General features: G+C 30.5%; 18 protein-coding genes. 4 read left to right on the top strand and 14 right to left on the bottom strand.

Features of this window, described 5'->3' with window-relative positions:
• From ACTTAO_RS05505 to ACTTAO_RS05470, 8 genes are read right to left on the bottom strand one after another with little or no spacing between them, the layout of a single operon-like run.
• Window positions 1-420, bottom strand: a complete 420-nt coding sequence (locus tag ACTTAO_RS05505) for a secondary thiamine-phosphate synthase enzyme YjbQ (RefSeq protein WP_440691286.1) — start codon at window positions 418-420, stop codon at window positions 1-3.
• Window positions 417-1,472, bottom strand: a complete 1,056-nt coding sequence (zapE, locus tag ACTTAO_RS05500; RefSeq protein WP_440691284.1) for a cell division protein ZapE — start codon at window positions 1,470-1,472, stop codon at window positions 417-419. The genes ACTTAO_RS05505 and zapE overlap by 4 nt, the downstream gene beginning before the upstream one ends.
• On the bottom strand, window positions 1,472-1,903 hold the full coding sequence (locus ACTTAO_RS05495; RefSeq protein WP_262590382.1) for a hypothetical protein: 432 nt from the start codon (window positions 1,901-1,903) through the stop codon (window positions 1,472-1,474). The genes zapE and ACTTAO_RS05495 overlap by 1 nt, the downstream gene beginning before the upstream one ends.
• Before the next feature lie 2 nt (window positions 1,904-1,905).
• The gene (locus tag ACTTAO_RS05490; RefSeq protein ID WP_262590381.1) at window positions 1,906-3,204 is read right to left on the bottom strand and encodes an outer membrane protein assembly factor BamB family protein; all 1,299 of its coding nucleotides are present in this window, start codon (window positions 3,202-3,204) and stop codon (window positions 1,906-1,908) included.
• Window positions 3,197-3,841: a hypothetical protein gene (locus ACTTAO_RS05485; RefSeq protein WP_440691282.1), complete on the bottom strand. Its 645-nt coding sequence runs from the start codon at window positions 3,839-3,841 to the stop codon at window positions 3,197-3,199. The genes ACTTAO_RS05490 and ACTTAO_RS05485 overlap by 8 nt, the downstream gene beginning before the upstream one ends.
• Before the next feature lies 1 nt (window position 3,842).
• Complete coding sequence (acnA, locus tag ACTTAO_RS05480) at window positions 3,843-6,512, bottom strand: aconitate hydratase AcnA (protein ID WP_440691280.1); 2,670 nt, start codon at window positions 6,510-6,512, stop codon at window positions 3,843-3,845.
• 3 nt (window positions 6,513-6,515) lie between these two features.
• A complete protein-coding gene (locus tag ACTTAO_RS05475; protein WP_440691278.1) occupies window positions 6,516-7,109 on the bottom strand; it encodes a LysE family translocator in 594 nt (197 codons plus the stop codon).
• A gap of 2 nt (window positions 7,110-7,111) precedes the next feature.
• The gene (locus ACTTAO_RS05470) at window positions 7,112-7,453 is read right to left on the bottom strand and encodes a tRNA-binding protein (RefSeq protein WP_440619473.1); all 342 of its coding nucleotides are present in this window, start codon (window positions 7,451-7,453) and stop codon (window positions 7,112-7,114) included.
• A gap of 27 nt (window positions 7,454-7,480) precedes the next feature.
• Here ACTTAO_RS05470 and argE point away from each other — a divergent pair, with 27 nt between their 5' ends.
• On the top strand, window positions 7,481-8,659 hold the full coding sequence (argE, locus tag ACTTAO_RS05465; protein ID WP_440691276.1) for an acetylornithine deacetylase: 1,179 nt from the start codon (window positions 7,481-7,483) through the stop codon (window positions 8,657-8,659).
• On the opposite strand, the gene ACTTAO_RS05460 is transcribed toward argE, so the two are convergent.
• Window positions 8,656-10,089, bottom strand: a complete 1,434-nt coding sequence (locus tag ACTTAO_RS05460) for an aldehyde dehydrogenase family protein (RefSeq protein WP_440691274.1) — start codon at window positions 10,087-10,089, stop codon at window positions 8,656-8,658. The two genes, argE and ACTTAO_RS05460, sit on opposite strands and share 4 nt — an antisense overlap.
• A 20-nt stretch (window positions 10,090-10,109) precedes the next feature.
• Window positions 10,110-11,069: an agmatinase gene (speB, locus tag ACTTAO_RS05455; protein ID WP_440614075.1), complete on the bottom strand. Its 960-nt coding sequence runs from the start codon at window positions 11,067-11,069 to the stop codon at window positions 10,110-10,112.
• Between the two features lie 53 nt (window positions 11,070-11,122).
• On the opposite strand from speB, the gene ACTTAO_RS05450 reads away from it, so the two are divergent.
• Both ACTTAO_RS05450 and ACTTAO_RS05445 read left to right on the top strand, forming a co-directional pair.
• Window positions 11,123-11,851 carry a putative zinc-binding metallopeptidase gene (locus ACTTAO_RS05450; protein ID WP_440656982.1) on the top strand — a complete coding sequence of 243 codons (729 nt, stop codon included), beginning with the start codon at window positions 11,123-11,125 and terminating at the stop codon, window positions 11,849-11,851.
• Window positions 11,848-12,498 carry a peptidylprolyl isomerase gene (locus tag ACTTAO_RS05445; protein ID WP_440691272.1) on the top strand — a complete coding sequence of 217 codons (651 nt, stop codon included), beginning with the start codon at window positions 11,848-11,850 and terminating at the stop codon, window positions 12,496-12,498. Before ACTTAO_RS05450 ends, ACTTAO_RS05445 begins: the two co-directional genes overlap by 4 nt.
• On the opposite strand, the gene ACTTAO_RS05440 is transcribed toward ACTTAO_RS05445, so the two are convergent.
• Window positions 12,491-14,713 (bottom strand): 3-hydroxyacyl-CoA dehydrogenase NAD-binding domain-containing protein, encoded by a 2,223-nt coding sequence (locus ACTTAO_RS05440; RefSeq protein WP_440691270.1) that lies wholly within the window; start codon window positions 14,711-14,713, stop codon window positions 12,491-12,493. The genes ACTTAO_RS05445 and ACTTAO_RS05440 overlap by 8 nt on opposite strands.
• Window positions 14,714-14,818: 105 nt before the next feature.
• On the opposite strand from ACTTAO_RS05440, the gene ACTTAO_RS05435 reads away from it, so the two are divergent.
• Window positions 14,819-15,946: a thiolase family protein gene (locus ACTTAO_RS05435; RefSeq protein ID WP_440651727.1), complete on the top strand. Its 1,128-nt coding sequence runs from the start codon at window positions 14,819-14,821 to the stop codon at window positions 15,944-15,946.
• A 2-nt stretch (window positions 15,947-15,948) separates the two neighbouring features.
• Here ACTTAO_RS05435 and ACTTAO_RS05430 read toward each other — a convergent pair whose 3' ends face one another.
• The 3 genes from ACTTAO_RS05430 to ACTTAO_RS05420 form a co-directional block, all read right to left on the bottom strand.
• Window positions 15,949-16,803: an ABC transporter permease gene (locus tag ACTTAO_RS05430; protein WP_440614070.1), complete on the bottom strand. Its 855-nt coding sequence runs from the start codon at window positions 16,801-16,803 to the stop codon at window positions 15,949-15,951.
• Between the two features lie 2 nt (window positions 16,804-16,805).
• Window positions 16,806-18,068 carry an ABC transporter permease gene (locus ACTTAO_RS05425; RefSeq protein WP_440691268.1) on the bottom strand — a complete coding sequence of 421 codons (1,263 nt, stop codon included), beginning with the start codon at window positions 18,066-18,068 and terminating at the stop codon, window positions 16,806-16,808.
• A 69-nt stretch (window positions 18,069-18,137) separates the two neighbouring features.
• Window positions 18,138-19,259 (bottom strand): extracellular solute-binding protein, encoded by a 1,122-nt coding sequence (locus ACTTAO_RS05420; RefSeq protein ID WP_440691266.1) that lies wholly within the window; start codon window positions 19,257-19,259, stop codon window positions 18,138-18,140.
• Window positions 19,260-19,339: the final 80 nt, after the last annotated feature.

The raw sequence follows: 19,339 nt of genomic DNA, 5'->3' as shown, positions 1-19,339 counted from the left end.
TTATTCTCCCAAAAAATGATGAATTATAGATCTTTTTTGAGACTCTAATCTATGTTCAAACAGATAGAGACCTTGCCAAGTTCCGAGTAATAATTCTTTATTTTTAATACTAAGTGAAATTTGATTATTCGTTAATGCAGATTTTATATGAGCTGGCATATCATCTTTACCCTCAGTTGTATGAACATAAAGTGAATTATCCATTGGTGCTAACTTATCAAAATATTTAATCAAATCAGTTTGTACATCTGGGTCGGCATTCTCCTGTACAATTAAAGACGCACTTGTATGCTGAATACTTAAATTTAAAATTCCATTGTTAAAATTATTTTCATTTATCCAATTAAGAGTTTGATTTGTAAATTCATATAACTTTTGACCATTTGTGTTTATTTGAAGATTAAAAAATTCTTGTTTCATGAATTCATCACTTTAGATGTCAATTCGTATAATCTACTGATTGTTCTTTCAAATGGTTTTTCTAATAGTTTTGATGATGTAAATTTATCCAAACTTTGATTAGCTGTTACTGCAACTGGAACACTATTATCATAAATTATATCTAATAAAGTTATAAATCTTTGCTGTTGGTTAGAATTAAAATTATCAAACTGTGGTATTTGATCGATTACTATAAAAACGCAATTTTTAACAATTTCTAAATAATCTTCTGCACCTAAATTCTGATCACATAATGTTTTAAAATCAAATCTAGCCACTCCTTCATAAAAATTTTCTATTATAAAATTTCTTCCTTTTACATTAATTATTTTTTCAGTTTTATTTTTATCTTTAGTAATAGTTCTAAAAAATTTATTTATTTTAAAATTAGTTTCTTCATCAAGTGGAAAAAAGTATCTATCTTGAGAATTATTAGATTTTCTATAGTCATCTTCAATTACAAGTTCGTATTGAAAAGATTTATCTTCCATTATTTTTATAAATGGTTTGAACTGATCTCTTTGAAGACCATCTTTGTAAAGCTCAGAGATTTTAGTATTTGAAGTTACAATTATTTTTATATCTTCTTTGAAGATTTGATCAAATAATTTTCCTAAAATCATAGCATCAACAATGTTGGTTACTTGAAACTCATCAAAGTAAATTATCAATGCTTTTGATTTTAAATCTTTTACAAATTTATTAATAATATTTTCTTGATTACCACCTTTTCTTTTGTGAACAAAATTATGAAAACTCAACATAAACTCATTAAAATGTGACCTTAGTTTCTTATGATCTAATTGATCAAAAAAGAAATCTAAAATCATTGTTTTGCCTACACCAACATCACCATATAAATAAAATCCTTTTTTAAAAGATTGGCTTTGAAAAATTTTTGATATTAATGATTGAAAATTACCCTCGTAGTATTCTTGTAATTTTTTTACTAAATCTATCTGACTAGGATTAATTTCTAAATTTTGTTTTTTACAGTGAGATATAAATTCTTTTTCAAAAGGTAAGGCCATTAACTTCTTTTAGTTTTAAAATCGATACCATATTCTGATCGTGGTCCTTTTCGTAAACCAAATGGTCCTGGAATAAATATTGTCATTGGTTTTGTGCCTGGTTCTAAATCAACTCTATGAAAAGCATTTGCCGATCTAAAACCAATGTATCCAGGCTTTCGCCAAAATCTTCCATTTTTTGTTGTTTCCCAGTACCCTCCTCTTAATATTATAGTAATGTATGGGCATAAATGATTATGCACCCCATCACCATGATCATCATCTAACATTTCATGTATCAATATATTAAACGGAAACCATTTAGGTCTATTTCTGAATATCACATAATATCTATTCATCCACGGTTTTGCTTGATCAAATTTTGGGTGTGACGGTCCTCTATCTAGAACTACTTTTTTTCTTCCGATCTTTTCTAAAAATTTCAAGATCATATTTAATTGTACTGTACGATAGAACCGTTTCTAACTACATACAAATTATTATTAAATATAAATGGTTCTGAAACAATATCTCCAGAAACTTTTTCTACGTTTAAAACTTTTCCTTCACTTAAATCAGCAATTATTATTTTTCCATCAGAATTTGTTAAATATAGATTGGTATTACCTATAACAAGACCAACTGGTTCAATTTCTTTTCTTTTTTTAATTTTATAATTTTTAAAAAGATCTGTAATTCTAAGAATGTTGCCTTTGTTTTTTTCAACTACATACAAATATCCATCATTAGAAACTGTAAAAATCAAATTACCAGTAATTATAGGAGTAATGTTAGAATTTAAATCATTTATCCAATTAACTACTCCTGTTTTAACATCTACTGAATAAAATTCATTTTTATTATTTGAAAAAAAGATAGATTTTCCATCTGATACTAGTTTTGATATTTTAAAATTATAAGTTTCATTAATAATACTGCTGCTTTGAGTTGGTAGCTGCCAAGTGATTAATCCAGTCTCAACATCAACTGCCGTGATATCTCCAATTGAGTTACTAAACACCACCATTTCATCAATTACAATTAATGAATATTTTGCATTTGATATTGTAAAAGAATCTTCTGTTTGTAAATTCCAACATTCAGATCCATCTTCAATTTTATAACATCTCAAAGTATTTTTATAATCAACTACAAAAATTTTGTTTTTATAACTTTTGATATCCGAATTAAATGGATAGGTGTTATTTTTTGTCCAATTCAATTCACCTGTTTCAAGATTAATCGAATAATATTTAGCAATACTGTCCGTTACTAAAATATTGTTTTCTTTAATTGCAAAATTTAACTTAGGTCTTAATTTTTTTTCTGACTTAGTGTAATGATTTTTTTTCCATAACACTTTTTTATTATTATCGTATCTAATAATTGTACCCTTTTTATCAAAGAAAATTAATCCATCTGATAGGAAAATTGGCTTGTAATTAAGATTATTTATTTCATCTAACTTTGAAAATTTAAAACTACCAATTTTTTCTAATTGACCCTCATAGCTTTGAGCACCGTAGTTATTGGTATTATCTATTATTTTGTTGGTTGTTCTTAATCCAGATAAATCAAGTTTAACTTCTTGATTAAATTCAGAGGCTTTTACCTCTTCCTCTGCAAATATTTTTTTTACATTTTCTTTTTCTGATAAATCTTTTTCCTTGTCTTTCCAAATTCTTGAATTTTCATTGAAAGAACAATTATTTAGAAGAAAAAATGTAATAAATAATGCTAATAGTCTAATCACTCAAATCTCTGTTTAATCTTTTCTCTGATTCTATTCTTATATCTGGATTTGGATTTTCTAAAGTCGTTATTTGTTGAAAAAATTCTTTTGCTTTTTGTTTTTGATCTAGTGCATAAAAATATTCGGCCATTAAGTATAATGCGTGCGATTTCCATACACTTTCTGAATTAATTAATGGATTTAGCATATTTAGTAAATCAGCTTCATTTGCCTGATCTGCATTAAATAGTGCCTTTTTATAGATAACTAAATTTTTAATTTCTTTATCTAGTGATGTTTCATCGATTATGACATCAAATAATTTATTAACCTCGCTTTGATCAGAAAGGAGATTGTTATCAATTATAAAATAAAGAGATAGCGGAGAATAAGTTGGATCTTTTTGATTAATTATCTCTAACAATTTATTTAAAGTTGTGTCTTTAGAATTTTCAGAATGATCGATCGTAATTGCATTAAAATTATCAGATATCTGTTTTTTTTTATCAGTTGTATATTTATCGTAACTGTAAACACCTATTACAACCAAAACTAAAACAATAACTGAAGAAATTAGAACCTTTTTGTTATTTACAAAAAAGTTCTTAATTTTTTCGTTTCTAGTATTTGCATTTATTATTGATAAATCTTCATCCATATCAAATCATGTTCCTTAGCACATATTGGAGAATTCCTCCATTTTTATAGTACTCCATTTCATTTTTAGTATCTATTCTAGATAAAGTCTTCACTTTTTTAATTTCTCCAGAGATATATTTGATCTCTATAACAACTTCATCAGAAGGATTTATGCCTTTTTCAATATCAACTACACTTATTAGTTCTGAACCAACTAAATTTAAGCTTTTTCTGTTTTCTCCATCTTTAAATTGCAGTGGTAAAATTCCCATTCCAATTAAATTTGATCTATGAATTCTTTCAAAGCTTTCAGCAATAACTGCTTTTACTCCTAAAAGTTTAGTCCCTTTAGCAGCCCAATCTCTCGAAGAGCCAGTTCCATATTCTTTACCACCTATTACTACTAAATCAGTTCCTCTTTTTTTATACTCAACAACTGCATCATAAACAGGCATTACTTTTTCTTCAGGATATAATTTTGTAAATCCACCTTCAGTTCCTGGTGCCATTTCATTTCTAATTCTAATATTTGCAAAAGTTCCTCTCATCATAACTTCATGATTTCCCCTTCTTGAACCGTAAGAATTATAATCTTTAGGTAAAATTTGATGTTCCATAAAATATTCTCCAGTCGGACTATCTTTTTGTATGCTTCCAGCTGGTGAAATGTGATCTGTTGTTATCATATCACCTAATATTAATAACGGTCTTGCATCTTTAATTTCTTTAAATCCTTCTGGCTCATCAGACAAACCTTCAAAGAATGGAGGTTTTTTTACATAAGTTGAACCTTCATCCCATTTATAAATACTGCTTTTTTCAGTTTTAATTTGTTGCCATTGAGTAGGACCATCAGAAACATTTGAGTATCTTTGGATAAACATATCAGCATTCAAAGATTGTTTTAAAGTATCCTCTATTTCTTGATTTGATGGCCAAATATCTTTCAAAAATATATCTTTCCCATCTTTACTTTTTCCAAGAGGGTCTTTGTATAAATCAAACTCCATATGTCCAGCAATTGCGTAAGCAACCACTAATGGTGGAGAAGCTAAATAGTTTGCTTTAATATGTGGGGAAATTCTTCCTTCAAAATTTCTATTTCCTGATAGTACAGAAACGGCGTGAATATTTTCTTTTTGGATTGCCTCTACTATATTTTCAGGTAATGGTCCTGAGTTTCCAATACAAGTAGTGCATCCGTATCCAACTAAATTAAAACCTAATTGATCTAAATAAGTATTTAAACCAGCTTTTTCTAAATAGTCAGTCACTACTTGAGATCCAGGTGCTAATGATGTTTTAACCCAAGGCTTAACTTCTAATCCATGCTCAACAGCTTTTTTAGCAAGCAAACCTGCTCCAATTAAAACATTTGGATTTGAAGTATTGGTACATGAAGTTATAGCAGCAATTAAAATTGAACCATCTTGAATTTCATAATCAGTATTTGAAACTTTTGATATTGATTTTTTATCTTTATTAGTTGCTTCAGATAAAACTTTTTTAAATGAAGTTGGTGCATCAGTTAACAAAACTTTATCTTGAGGTCTTTTTGGACCAGAAATAGTTGGTACAACTGTGGACATGTCCAAAGAAATTACATCAGTAAACTCTAAATCGTTACTTGCCCACAAACCTTGTTCTTTTGCATATTTTTCAACTACTTCAACAGTGTGCTGATCTCTTCCTGAAAATTTTAAATATTTTAAAGTTTCATCATCTATTGGAAAAAAACCACAAGTAGCACCGTATTCTGGAGCCATATTTGCAATAGTTGCTCTATCTGCAAGAGTTAGATTTTTTAAACCATCTCCATAAAATTCTACAAATTTTCCAACAACACCTTTATCTCTTAACATTTTAACCACTGTCAAAACAAGATCTGTTGCCGTTGTACCTTCGGGCATTTTATTTTTAACTTCAAAACCAATCACTTCAGGTATCAACATAGATATAGGTTGGCCTAACATTCCTGCTTCTGCTTCAATACCACCTACTCCCCAGCCTAAAACAGAAAGTCCATTAACCATCGTTGTATGGCTGTCTGTGCCGACAAGTGTATCTGGAAATATATATTTCTCACCTTTAAATTCTTCAGACCAAACTACTTTAGATAAGTATTCTAAATTTACCTGATGACAAATTCCTGTTCCTGGAGGGACAATTCTAAAATTATCAAAAGCTTGTTGTCCCCATTTTAAAAATGAATATCTCTCACCATTTCTATTGAATTCAATATCTACGTTTTTTTCAAATGAATCTGCTTTTGCAGATTGATCAACTTGAACAGAATGATCAATTACAAGATCAACTGCTGATAATGGATTGATTGTATTGGGATCTTTATTTTTTTCTTTAACAGCCTCTCTCATTGCAGCTAAATCTGCAACAGCAGGAATTCCTGTGTAATCTTGAAGCAAAACTCTAGCAGGTCTATATGCAATTTCAGTTTTTGATTTTTTTGTTTTCAGCCAATTTTTAATTGCTTCTATTTGAGATTTTGTAACACTCAAATCATCTTCGTATCTTAATAAATTTTCTAATAAAACTTTTAGAGATTTTGGAAGTTTATTAATTCCATCTAGCCCATTTTTTTCTGCTTCGCTTAATGAATAATAATTATACTCTTTGTTGTTGATGTTAATTTTTTTAAGAGAATTATAAGAATTTTTGTTTCCTGGTGTCATATTTTATAAATAAAAAGTTATTATGCTTGTTAAAAGAAGCAGTGACATAGCATAATTAAAATAATTAATAAATTTCTGATTTGTCGCAAATTTCCTAAAGAATTTACCCAAAAATGTCCAAAGAGTTATACTCGTTACAGAAACTAGTAAAGCCATAACAAGAATTTGAGTCGTATAACTCATAAATGTTTCTCCTGGGTTTATATAAGTAGATACAAGAATTATAGATGCAATTACACCTTTTGGATTAAGAAACTGAAAGATAAAAGTTTCATGAAATTTAATCGGATTTTTATTTTTATTTTCTTGATTTGATGGACCTGAAAAAGAAATTTTATAAGCTAAATAAATCAAAAATAGAGTTCCTAAATATTTTAATATTTCTTGAATTATAGGATAAAGCTTAAATATATTTATCAAACCTAAAGCTAGGCATAATAATAAAAATGGAAAACCTAGTGTAACCCCGATTATATGTGGAAGTGTTCTAACTATACCAAAGTTAAAACCAGAATAAAAAGCTACAAAGTTATTAGGACCAGGTGTAAATGCAGCAACAATTCCAAATAAAGTTATCGAAAGAATTTCAGGATGCATTGCTAAGCAATTGGTAAACCATTCTCAGCTTTTTGTGACGGGTGTACTAAAGTAACTTTCCCTTCAGCATCTATTGCTCCTAAAACTAATACTTGTGAAACTACACCAGCAATATTTTTCTCAGGAAAATTACAAACTGCAATGACTTGCTTTCCTTTTAAATTCTCCTCATTATAATAATGAGTAATTTGAGCTGATGATTGTTTGACGCCAATTTCACTTCCAAAATCTACTTCAACTACTAAAGATGGCTTTCTAGCCTTTTCATTTTTTTTAACTGAAATAACAGTGCCAACTCTAATATCTACTTTGTCAAAAGTGTCATAGGTAATTTGCTCTTTAATCATAATATAATATAGTGTTTTAAGTATATGAGTATAGATAACAATTTATATGAAAAATCAATCAAGATTTTAACTGACTTAATTGCATTTAAAACTATCTCAGGCCAAGATAATAGTAATTTGATTGATTATTGTGAAAACATTTTAAATAACATCGGAATAGATACTTTCAAAGTTTACGATGATGATAAAAAAAGAGTTAATCTTTTTGGAACTTTAAAAGCAAAAAATCAAAGCACAAAAAAACCAATCATTCTATCAGGACACACTGATGTGGTTCCAGTTTCTAAAGGTTGGAGCACCGATCCATTTGTTGCAACAATTAAAAAAGATAAACTTTATGGAAGAGGCTCATGTGACATGAAAGGTTTTATTGCATGTACACTTGCTTATGCACCAATCTTTAAAGAAAGTAATTTGGATAGAGACTTACATTTCTGTTACACTTTTGATGAAGAGACCGCATGTATTGGTGCTCCTCTGTTGATAGAGGAATTGAAAAAAAGAGATATCAAAAATGGAATTTGTATAATTGGAGAACCAACTACAATGAAAATAATAGATGCTCACAAAGGTATGAATGAATATACAGTTCACTTTGGAGGACTAGCAGGACATAGTTCAAAACCACATTTAGGAGTAAATGCTGCAGAGTATGCTACTAGGTATGTTGGAAAACTTTTAGAAATAAGAGAACAATTAAAAAAACGAGTTAAAGAAAATAGTATTTTTGATCCTCCGCATTCAACTTTATCAATTGGAGGTATTAAAGGTGGTATTGCTCACAATGTTATTGCAGACAAATGTATTGTTGAATGGGAAACAAGGCCAGTTGTTAAAGAGGATGGGGAATTTGTAACAAATGAAATTGATAAATATGCAAATGAAGTACTTTTACCAGAAATGAAAAAAGTATTTCCAGATTCTTATATAAAAAAAGAAACGATTGGTGAAGTGGTTGGGTTTAACAGATTAGATGAATCTGAAGCATGTGAATTTGTATCAAATATAACTGGTGATAATTCAAGGGAAGTGGTTTCTTTTGGAACAGAGGCTGGTTTATTTCAAGAACTAGGTATTAGTACAGTTGTTTGTGGACCTGGATCTATAGAGCAAGCTCATAAAATTGATGAGTTCATAGAATTAAATGAAATGAAAAAATGCCTTAAATTTTTAGAAGGTGTAAAAGATAAATCAGTAAATTAACTCCAACCACCCACAGCTTTTACTTCTAAAAATTCCTCTAAGCCGTGTTCACCTGCTTCTCTACCAATACCAGAGTGTTTAAAACCTCCAAAGGGTGCATCAACTGCAATACCAGCTCCATTAACATCCACCATTCCAGATCTTAATTTTCTAGCAACTCTTTGAACTTTTTCAGAGTCTTGAGTTTGAATATAGTTCGTTAATCCATAAGAAGTATCATTTGCAATTTTAATTGCCTCTTCTTCTGTTTCAAATGGGATAACAGATAGAACAGGTCCAAAAATTTCAGTTCTTGCAACATCCATATCATTATTTACATCTGCAAATACAGTTGGTTTAACAAAGTAACCTTTGTCTAATCCATCAGGTTTACCTGTTCCTCCAGCAACTAATTTTGCTCCTTCATCAATACCTTTTTGGATTAAAGTTTGAATTTTATTGTATTGAGTCTCTGAAATAACTGGACCTATATGTTCTCCTTCTTTTTTAGGATCACCCACCTCAAAGCTTTCAGTATATTTTTTTAATCTATCAATAGCCTCATCATACATTGATTTTTCAACCAACATTCTTGTTGGAGCGTTACAAGATTGTCCAGAATTTCTAAAACATCTTAAAGCACCTCTTTCAATTGCTTCTGGATCAGCATCTTTAAAAATAATATTTGCTCCTTTTCCACCTAACTCTAAGCTTACTCTTTTAAAATCTTTAGCAGCATTTTGAGAAATCAAAGCTCCAGCTCTTGTTGATCCTGTGAAAGAAATCATATTAATATCTGGATGGCTTGTAAGGGCATCACCTGTTGTTCCTCCATCACCATTAACTAAATTAAACACACCTTTTGGAAATTTTACTTCATCAATAATTTCAGCAAGTATCATTGATGAAAGTGGCGCTAATTCTGATGGCTTTAATACCATTGTACAACCTGCAGCAATTGCTGGCATTACTTTTAAACAAACTTGGTTCATTGGCCAATTCCAAGGTGTTATTAATGCACAAACACCTTTAGGTTCATAAATTAATCTTTGGTTAGGAGCGTGTTCTCCCAATGGTTTTTCAAATTCGAAATTTTTCAAATATCTGATAAATGATTTAATATGACTTGCTCCTGTTCCTGCTTGTAATTTTGTAGCAAAATCTTTTGGTGCACCCATTTCAAGAGTTATAGCTTCTGCAATATCTGCCCATCTTTTTTTATAATTTTCATAGAGTTTTTCTAATAATGCGATCCTTTCTTCTTTAGAAGAAAAAGCCCAAGACTCGTATGCATCTTTTGCTGCAGCAACTGCTAAATCAACATCTGCTTTATTTCCCAAAGTAATTACAGCACAGTTATCTTCTGTAGCTGGATCGATTACTTTAATTTCTTCAGTGCTGTTTGGTTTAACCCAAGCACCATTAATATAAAAATTCTTTTTATCTAACATGATTTAAAATTATCCTTTCCTTATGATTTTGCAAATAAATTTGTTAATTCGTAAACTATTGTTGCAGCTGCAAGAGATGTAACTTCTGCATGATCGTATGCAGGTGAAACTTCTACTACATCAGCTGAAACTAAATTTAATCCAGACAATCCTCTTAAAACATTTACCATTTCTCGTGTGGTCATGCCTGCTATCTCTGGTGTACCTGTACCAGGTGCAAAAGCTGGATCCAATACATCAATATCTATAGATAGATAAAGTGGATTATCTCCTACTCTTTTTCTAATTCTTTCTGCAATTTTATCTGTTCCTTCAGTTTGAAATTCATCACAGTGAATTATTTTAAAACCAAAACTTTCATCATTTTTTATATCATCTCTGCTGTAAAGAGGTCCTCTTATTCCAACATGCATTGAAGCATCATCTAAAAATAAACCTTCTTCTCTTGCTCTTCTAAAAGGAGTTCCATGTGTATATGGAGCGCCGAAATAAGTATCCCAAGTATCTAAATGAGCATCAAAATGAACTAAAGAAACTGGTCCTTTATTTTTTTTATTAATTGCTCTTAGCAATGGCACTGCAATTGTATGATCACCACCTAAACTAATTATTCCACCTACTTTATTTAATAGATCAGTTGCTCCCTCCTCTATTTGTTTAATAGCTTCATCAATACTAAATGGATTGCATGAAATATCTCCAGCATCGGCAACTTGTTGAATTTTAAAAGGCTCCACATCATAACTTGGATGATAATTTGTTCTTAAATGTCTAGATGCTTGTCTTATACTCTGAGGACCAAATCTCGCTCCTGGTCTATAACTGGTTCCAGCATCAAACGGGACACCAACAATCGCTACATCACAGCTCTCGACATCTCTTAATTCTGGTAATCTTGCAAAAGTACTTGGACCAGCATATCGAGGTACTTTTGTTCCACTTACCGGTTGAATAGGGTTTTTGTTTCTTTCTTTTGTCATTTTTTAATAATCTAAGATAATATTATCTAATCTAATTCGTCTATAATAAATTAATGAAAATTATTATTTTATTCATCTTAATATTTCAGTTTTCACATGTAAATGCTGATGAAATATACAATCTAATCAAAATTCCGAACTTACAAATCTATAAACTAAAAAATGAGAACAATATCCGTTATTTAAATGCAAAAGGAGATTTTAAAATAGGAGTAGATGACAACATTGCTTGCAATAAGACAAATCAAGAAAATCTTAATACAAAATTTCCAATCATTGAAAGAAATATTAAAAGATATAATTCTAAATTTCTTAAAAAAATAGATTTAAAATATGTTGTATTTTGTGAAGGTTTATTTATTTCGAACATCAATACTGGTGGAATACCAGATAACAAAAATAGAACTTTAATATTAGATATAAACTTTAACGAAAAATATTTTGAAAGAATGATTCATCATGAAATTTTTCACATGATTCAAAATAGTTATGAGAATGATTTTAATGATAAAAAATTTTCTTTATTTAATAATTCTGATTTTAAATACGCTGAATGCTCCACTTGCTCAGATAGATTAAATTTAGATTTATATAAAAATACCAATGGTTTTTTAACAGAATATTCCAAATCAATTCCATCAGAAGATATGGCTGAAATCTTTTCTTTTTTAATGGTTAATAAAAATTTGATTGAAGAGAAAATAAAAAACGACCCTATATTAAATAATAAGGTAAATTTTATTAAATTAAATATATCTAAAATAGATGAAAATATTTTATGATTAAAACAATTAAGGCATCAAAATCAGAAAAAATTTTATTTATTTTTTTAATAGTCTTAGCCGTTTCTGCTTTTTCATCTTTTTTTTTATTAAAAAATAAATGTCTATTTATAGACAACAATGATTTAAAAAAATTAAACTTTAAGAACCCAAATAATATCGCTGTAATGAATTTAGAATGTGGAAACGTTATTATTGAGTTATATCCTGACATTTCTCCAAAAGCTGTCGAAAGATTTAAAACGCTAATTGAAAAAAAAATGTATGATGGATCGGCATTCTATAAAGTTGTTGAAAATATTTTAGTTCAAGCTGGTGATATTGAATTCGGGAATATTAAATATTTAGATTACTCAAAAATTGGAAGTGGAAAATCAGGATTGGGATTATTGAAATCAGAACTTAGTGACGATTTTGAATTTACTGAAGGTAGTGTTGGATTTGCAAGATCAACAGAATTTGACTCTGAAGATAGTGAATTTTTTATTACCTTGAAAGATATCCCAATTTATCAAGGAGAATACACTCCACTTGGAAAAGTAAAGTTTGGTCTAGATATTCTTAAGAAAATCAAAACAGGTAACAAAGCAATTTATGTACTTAGACCTGATTATATAAACACTTTTAGAATGTTAGAGACTAATTAACTAAAGGTTTTCCGGTTGAAAGAGTATGTTTAATTCTATCTTGGGTTTGTTTGGTTTCTATCAATCTCATAAAAGAATCTAACTCTAACTTATAAAGATCATCTTCTGATAAAGTTTTATCTAAATTTGTATCACCACCACTTAAAACATTTGCAAGTTCAGTTCCAACATGCATTCCATGATCTAATATTATTTTATCATTATATAATTTCTCTAAAACTTTAATCATCTTTTCTTTCAAAGGTTTTCCAGATAAATTAAATTTACACTTTTCTGGAGGAACAAAATCGTTATTTTGATGAATAAGTTTTCTCGCCTCTTCAAAAAGACTATTTCTATTCATGATTTTTTTATCCTCAGGTTTTAAGTATTTTAAAGGCTCAGCTTCTACAGGAGAAGTTGCAGTTTTTGCGTATCCAATAATATCAAATACTTTTAAAGGAGCATAATCAGGATCAGATTTTGCTTCTTCCGTTTGTGACCACCTCCATAGCATTTCTTTACATCCGCCTCCAGCTGGCACTAATCCAACAATTGTCTCTACAAGACCAACCACAATGTTTGTGTGTGATGCAACAAAGTTACTTTGAACCAAAACTTCAAAACCACCACCTAAAGTAAGACCAGAAGGTGCAGACACTACCGGGTACTTAGAATATTTTAAAATTTTGCAAGTATCTTGGAAGTATTTAATAAATTTTTCTATAGATTTGAAATCATTCTTATCTGCAAAATTCATCGTGTAACTCAAATTCACACCTGCAGAAAATTGCATGCTTTCATTCATAACAATAAGTGGTTTGTCAGTTGCATTTTTTAATGCATCCATTGAATCATAATCTAGTGCACAAGCTTTTGTAGTAAACTCGACAATATTAAAATCTTTAAAACGATGAATTTCAGCAGAATTATTTTTATCTACTTTTATTGCTGTTGGTCTAATTTTTCCTAGTGTTTCAATATCAGTATATAATTGTCTTTCTCCATAAAAGTTTTCATCTTTTGACTTAGATAAGTTTTCTAAAAATTTATTATTTTCAAAATTATCTATCCTTGAAAAAAAGTTTTCTACTCCAATTGATTTTAACATTTCAAAAGGACCCATTGCCCAATTGAAACCAAGTCTCATTGCTTCATCTATATCGTTGAATTTGTCTGTAATTCCTGGAACTAGAGAAGATGCGTATTTAATTATTTTAGAAATTACTTCCCAAGCATATTCTCCATATTTATCTTTTCGATTAATTAAATTATTAATATCTACAGTCTCAACTCCTAAATCTATTTTTTTTGAGGTTAGATATTCACCTGTTTCTAAATTGATAGCTTCTAATACTTTTTGGTTTCCACTTTTATTCATTCTGTAAAAACCACCTTTTCCTTTACGTCCAGTATAACCAGTATCAATCAATTTTTTTACTAACGGAATTTCTTTTGCAACAATTTGAAATTCATCATTTTCAGAAAGCTCCTTAATAAAGCTTTTTAAAACATCAGCCATCAAATCAATTCCAATCAAGTCATATAAGCCAAAAACTCCTGTTTTAGGTATACCCATTGGTCTTCCAAAAACTGCATCAGCTTCTTCAATTGATAATTTCATTCTAAATGCTTCTGTCATTGCTACCTGCATTGCATAAACACCTATTCTATTTCCTAAGAAACCAGGTGTATCATTACAAACGATCGCACCTTTACCTAATTCAATTTCACAAAATTTTTTAAGAAAATTGATTTTATTCAAATCATTATTTTCATTTTTTACAATTTCTAATAATCCCATGTATCTAACTGGATTAAAGAAGTGAGTTATGCAAAAATCCTTTTTTTCTTCTTCAGTTAATTTTTCTGACAAAACTTTAATTGGGATAGATGATGTGTTTGATGAAACAATTGCCCCCTGTTTTCTGTTCTTAAATATTTTTTCATAAATATTGTGCTTTATATCAATTCTTTCAACAACAGCCTCAACAACCCAATCAGCTTCTTTTACTACATCGAAATTGTCATTAATATTTCCAACTTTAATATTTTCAATTTTGGTTTTATCTAAAAGTAATGGAGGTCTTGATTTGTGAATTCTGTCTCTAGCTTTTTCAGATATTTCTGTCGTTAAATCTAAAAGAGTTACAGGTACATTTGCGTTACACAGGTGCGCTGCAATTCCACTACCCATCGTACCAGATCCAATAACAACTACTTTTTTAATATCCATAATAAATAAACTTCTATTGAATTAATCAAAAACTTGAAATAAGACAATTTTCCTGATTAATTAAATTGGTAAGCTATATAAATTAACACAATATTAAAGAGAAAAATGTATAATTCAGTAATAGCTGGTTACTCCAGATCACCTTTTGCAATGGCAAATAAAGGAAAATTAATAGATGTAAAACCAGTTAATCTGCTAGCTGAAGTAATAAAAAATCTTGTTTCACAATCAAAAATTAACCCAAAAGAAATTGATGATGTTGTTATTGGTTGCGCTTTTCAGGTTGGTGAACAATGTTTTAATATTGGAAGATTGGTAACTTTTTTATCAGATCTAGATATGAGAGTTCCTGGTATGTCTGTAGACAGATGGTGTGGATCTTCAATGGAGGCAATTCATATTGCAGCAGGAAAAATAGCAATGGGATCAGGTAAGATATTTATTTGTGGAGGTGTTGAAAGCATGACTAGAGTTAGAACTGGCTTTGATCCTTTACCCTACCCTTATTCTGATGAAGAAAAACAAAATCCACATTTATATTTATCCATGGGAATTACTGCTGAGAATGTTGCTAAAAAATATGATATTTCAAGAACAGAACAACAAGAGTTCTCTTTAGAAAGTCATAGAAAAGCAAATGAAGCCCAACAAAAAGATAAATTCAAAAGTGAAATTACTAAGATAGGTGATTGTGAAACAGACGAAAATATTAGACCCAATAGTACAATGGAAAAACTAGATAGTTTAAAGTTAGTATTTGATCAAAATGGAACGGTAACAGCTGCAACTTCATCTCCTCTAACTGATGGAGCTGCTGCAACACTGATATGTGAAGAAAATTTTGCTAAAGATAATGATTTAGAAATTCTTGGTAGAATAAAATCCACTGCTGTTGAAGGATGTGATCCAAACTATATGGGATTAGGACCAATTTCAGCAACTAAAAAAGCTTTGGATAGAGCTAAAATTTCAATAAAAGACATTGATATTGTGGAGTTAAATGAAGCTTTCGCATCTCAATCACTAGCTTGTATCAAAGATTTAGAAATAGATATTAATAAAGTAAATTTAGATGGGGGTGCAATTGCTTTAGGACATCCTTTGGGAGCAACAGGTGCAAGGATAACAGGAAAAGCTGCGCAACTTTTAAAAAGAGAAAATAAAAAATACGCTCTTGCTACTCAATGTATTGGTTTAGGAATGGGAATTGCAACAATAATTGAAGCAATTTAATTTTATCTATTAATTCCTCTTAATCTTTCAGATCTTCTTCTTAATAATTCTGCACTAATTAAAATTAAAGTTGAAAGAATAATTAAACATGTAGCAACAGCTAAAATTGTTGGACTAAGCTGTTCTCTCAAACCAGTCCACATCTGCACTGGAATTGTAGTATTTTCTAAACCAGCAAGAAATAAAACAACAACTACTTCGTCAAATGAAGTCACAAATGCAAATAGACCTCCTGAAATTACACCTGGTAATATTAAAGGAAGAGTAATTTTCATAAAAGTGTTTACAGGGTTACTACCTAAACTAGCAGCAGCTCTTGTTACACTATGATCAAATCCTGATAATGTTGCAGTTACTGTGATTACAACAAATGGAGTTCCTAGTATTATATGCGCAAACACTATTCCTGTATGCGTTGCTGCTAAGCCAACTTTTGCCATGAAAAAGAATATTGCAACACCTGATATAATTAACGGAACAATCATTGGTGAAATTAAAGTAGCCATTATAATTCCCTTATAAGGCATATGCCTACTGCTTAAACCTAGTGCAGCCAATGTCCCAAGTATTATCGATCCTATTGTTGCAAATATTGCAATTATAAAACTATTTTTTGCAGCTAGTCCCCATGGGTTTTTGGTTCCATAGACCATATCTTTATACCATCTTAAAGAAAAGGCATCAGGATCAAGATTTTTCATTCCCTCAGAAAAAACTAAAAATTCTTCAGCATTAAATGATAATGGAAATATTACGAATAAAGGCGCAACTAAAAAGAAAAATACAAATGCACAAATAGCTAAATAAACATAATGCCAAATTCTATAACGCGTTTCTGTATAACTTGGTAATGCCATGTTTATCCTAATTTAATATTATCAACTCCAACTAATTTGTTATAAATCCAATACACAACTAAAACTCCAGTTAACAACATCAATCCCATTGCAGATGCAAAGCTCCAGTCCAAAGTTGTTTTCATATGGTATGCAATCTGGTTACTTATCAAAGTTCCAGAGGCACCTCCTACCAATGCTGGAGTAATGTAATATCCTATTGCCAATATAAATACCAACAAACATCCCGCTCCTATACCTGGAATAGTTAATGGGAAATATACTTTCCAAAATGCAACAAAAGGTGTTCCACCTAAAGATTTTCCAGCTCTCATTAAACTAGGAGAGATTGTTTTCATGACGCTGTAAAGTGGAAGAACCATAAAAGGTAACAATATCTGTGTCATCGCCACATAGGTACCAACTTTATTATACATCATTTCAGGCCTGTTATCGTCTGCAACTAATCCTATCATGACAAAGAAATCGTTAACGACTCCTTGTTGCTGTAGTAAAATCATCCAACTTGCAGTTCTGACTAATAATGAAGTCCAGAATGGGAGAAGAACACAAATCATTAATAGATTTGAGTACTTCATTGGTAATGTGGCTAATAAATGAGCAATAGGATAGCCCATTACAAAGCAAAATAGAGTTACGAAAAAAGCAATTTCAAGCGTTCTTAGCCACAAAATTCTATGAATTCGTCTATCTTCATCTACTTGAGCGATGCTTCCATCAGCAGCATAATACATATCCATACCTTTTAGATATTTAGCTAATGTATATGGTGGCGCTGTTCTTTTTATAGCTTGCCAGTACTCGACTTTTCCCCAATTTTTATGAACCTTCATCATCTGTTCTTTGAAACTAGCGTTTTCATCTATCTTTTTTCTTTTAATATTTCTAAACAATCTTTTGGTTGTTGAATTAAAACCATTTTTTTCTTTATTTAATCTTTGACCAAGTTTTCCATGTTCTTGTTTTTCAACAAGGGCTTTGTAGTCATAATAAAAAGCAGAAAAAACTTCTTCAGGAGGTAGTTCTTGTCCATCCCAATTTTCCATTTCCTTAAATGTTTTAGGAAGCATGTTGGTTATCATCTTGTCATCAATACTTCTCGTAAACATTTCTCCAATTGGAAATATATAAGTGATGACTAAAAATAATAATAAAGGAGCAACTAGAAGGAAGGCTTTAATCTTATTCTTCCGTTCAGCTTTCTTCAAACTGACTTCTAATGGTATTCCGTCAGTTGTTAAAATTTGTTTTGTTTCAGAGCTCATAAAAAAATAGGGCGGTTAATTAATAACCGCCCTAAATATATTATATAAATTCAGTGATTAAAACTGAAATTATAGGCCTGCTTTGAAAGCTTCCCACTTCTCACCAATCTCTGTTCCATAGTCAGCCCAGAAGAATGGGTCTACTAAGAAATAGTTTTTAGTGTTAGCAGGAGCAGTTGGCATTTGAGGCATCATTTCTGTTTTGCCATCTTTGTACCATGGCTCACCAGCAGTGATTACATCAAGAGAAGATTTTCTCCATGGAGCGTATGCAATGTACTTCGCGCTACCAGCTAACATCTCAGTGTTAGTCATCATAGCTAAAGCTTTTTTAGCATTCGCTTCATCTGGACCACCCTTAACTAAAGCAAAGTATTCATAGTCAAGACCTTGACCATCCCATACTTGTTTAATTGGAGCACCTTCACCAACTTCAGCATTAAAGAATCTTCCGTTCCAACCAGTTGCCATAACAACTTCACCAGCAACTAATAATTCAGGTGGTTGAGCACCTGCAGACCAGAATACACATCCACCATTTGGATCTGTGCAAAGTTTCTTAATTTTGTTTAACGCTCTGTCGATTCCACCGTCTTCTAAAAGTTTTCTGTAAACTCTAGTTCCGCCGTCACCTAACTTCACGCCATCCGCAGCTAAAGCAATTTCTAAATTAGTTAAAGCGCTAGTATAGATTGCTCTTTTTCCTGGGAATTTTTTAGTGTTAAAAAAGTCCTTAATTGTTTTAGGAGCTTTTGAACCACTAAATTTTCTTGTGTCGTAAGCATAGTTCCAAGAATACAAGATGTTTCCTACAGCACATTCACTTGGCATTTCTGTGAAGAAGTCTTCACTTGCAGGAGTTCCATCTGGTGCAGCTGGGAAGTCTTTGTCAAAATCAAATTTAACAAATAAACCTTCATCACATCCGTTAATAGTATCGAATGCAAATAAGTCTATGATATCCCAAGTAATAGCACCCGCTTCTTTTTGTGCTTTAATTTCTGATAAACCACCAGAGTAATCAACCCAGTTGATTTCTACTCCTAGTGCTTTAGCAGTTGGATCACCATACCCTAACTTTTGAGATTCTGTATAAGCTCCACCCCAAGATGCAACTGTTACTGCAAATGCTGATGAAGTTATTGAAAGAGCAAAAGAAAGAGCAAGTAATAATTTACTTAATTTTTTCATTATTCCTCCGTTTAAACGTTAATATAAATTAATTTATATAATGAAAGTACACCAAAATGAGCAAGTGAAGTCAACAGCTC

Source organism: Candidatus Pelagibacter sp. HIMB1782 (assembly GCF_052047475.1).
Taxonomy (GTDB): Bacteria; Pseudomonadota; Alphaproteobacteria; order Pelagibacterales; family Pelagibacteraceae; genus Pelagibacter.
This window is presented reverse-complemented; position numbering and strand designations above follow the sequence as displayed.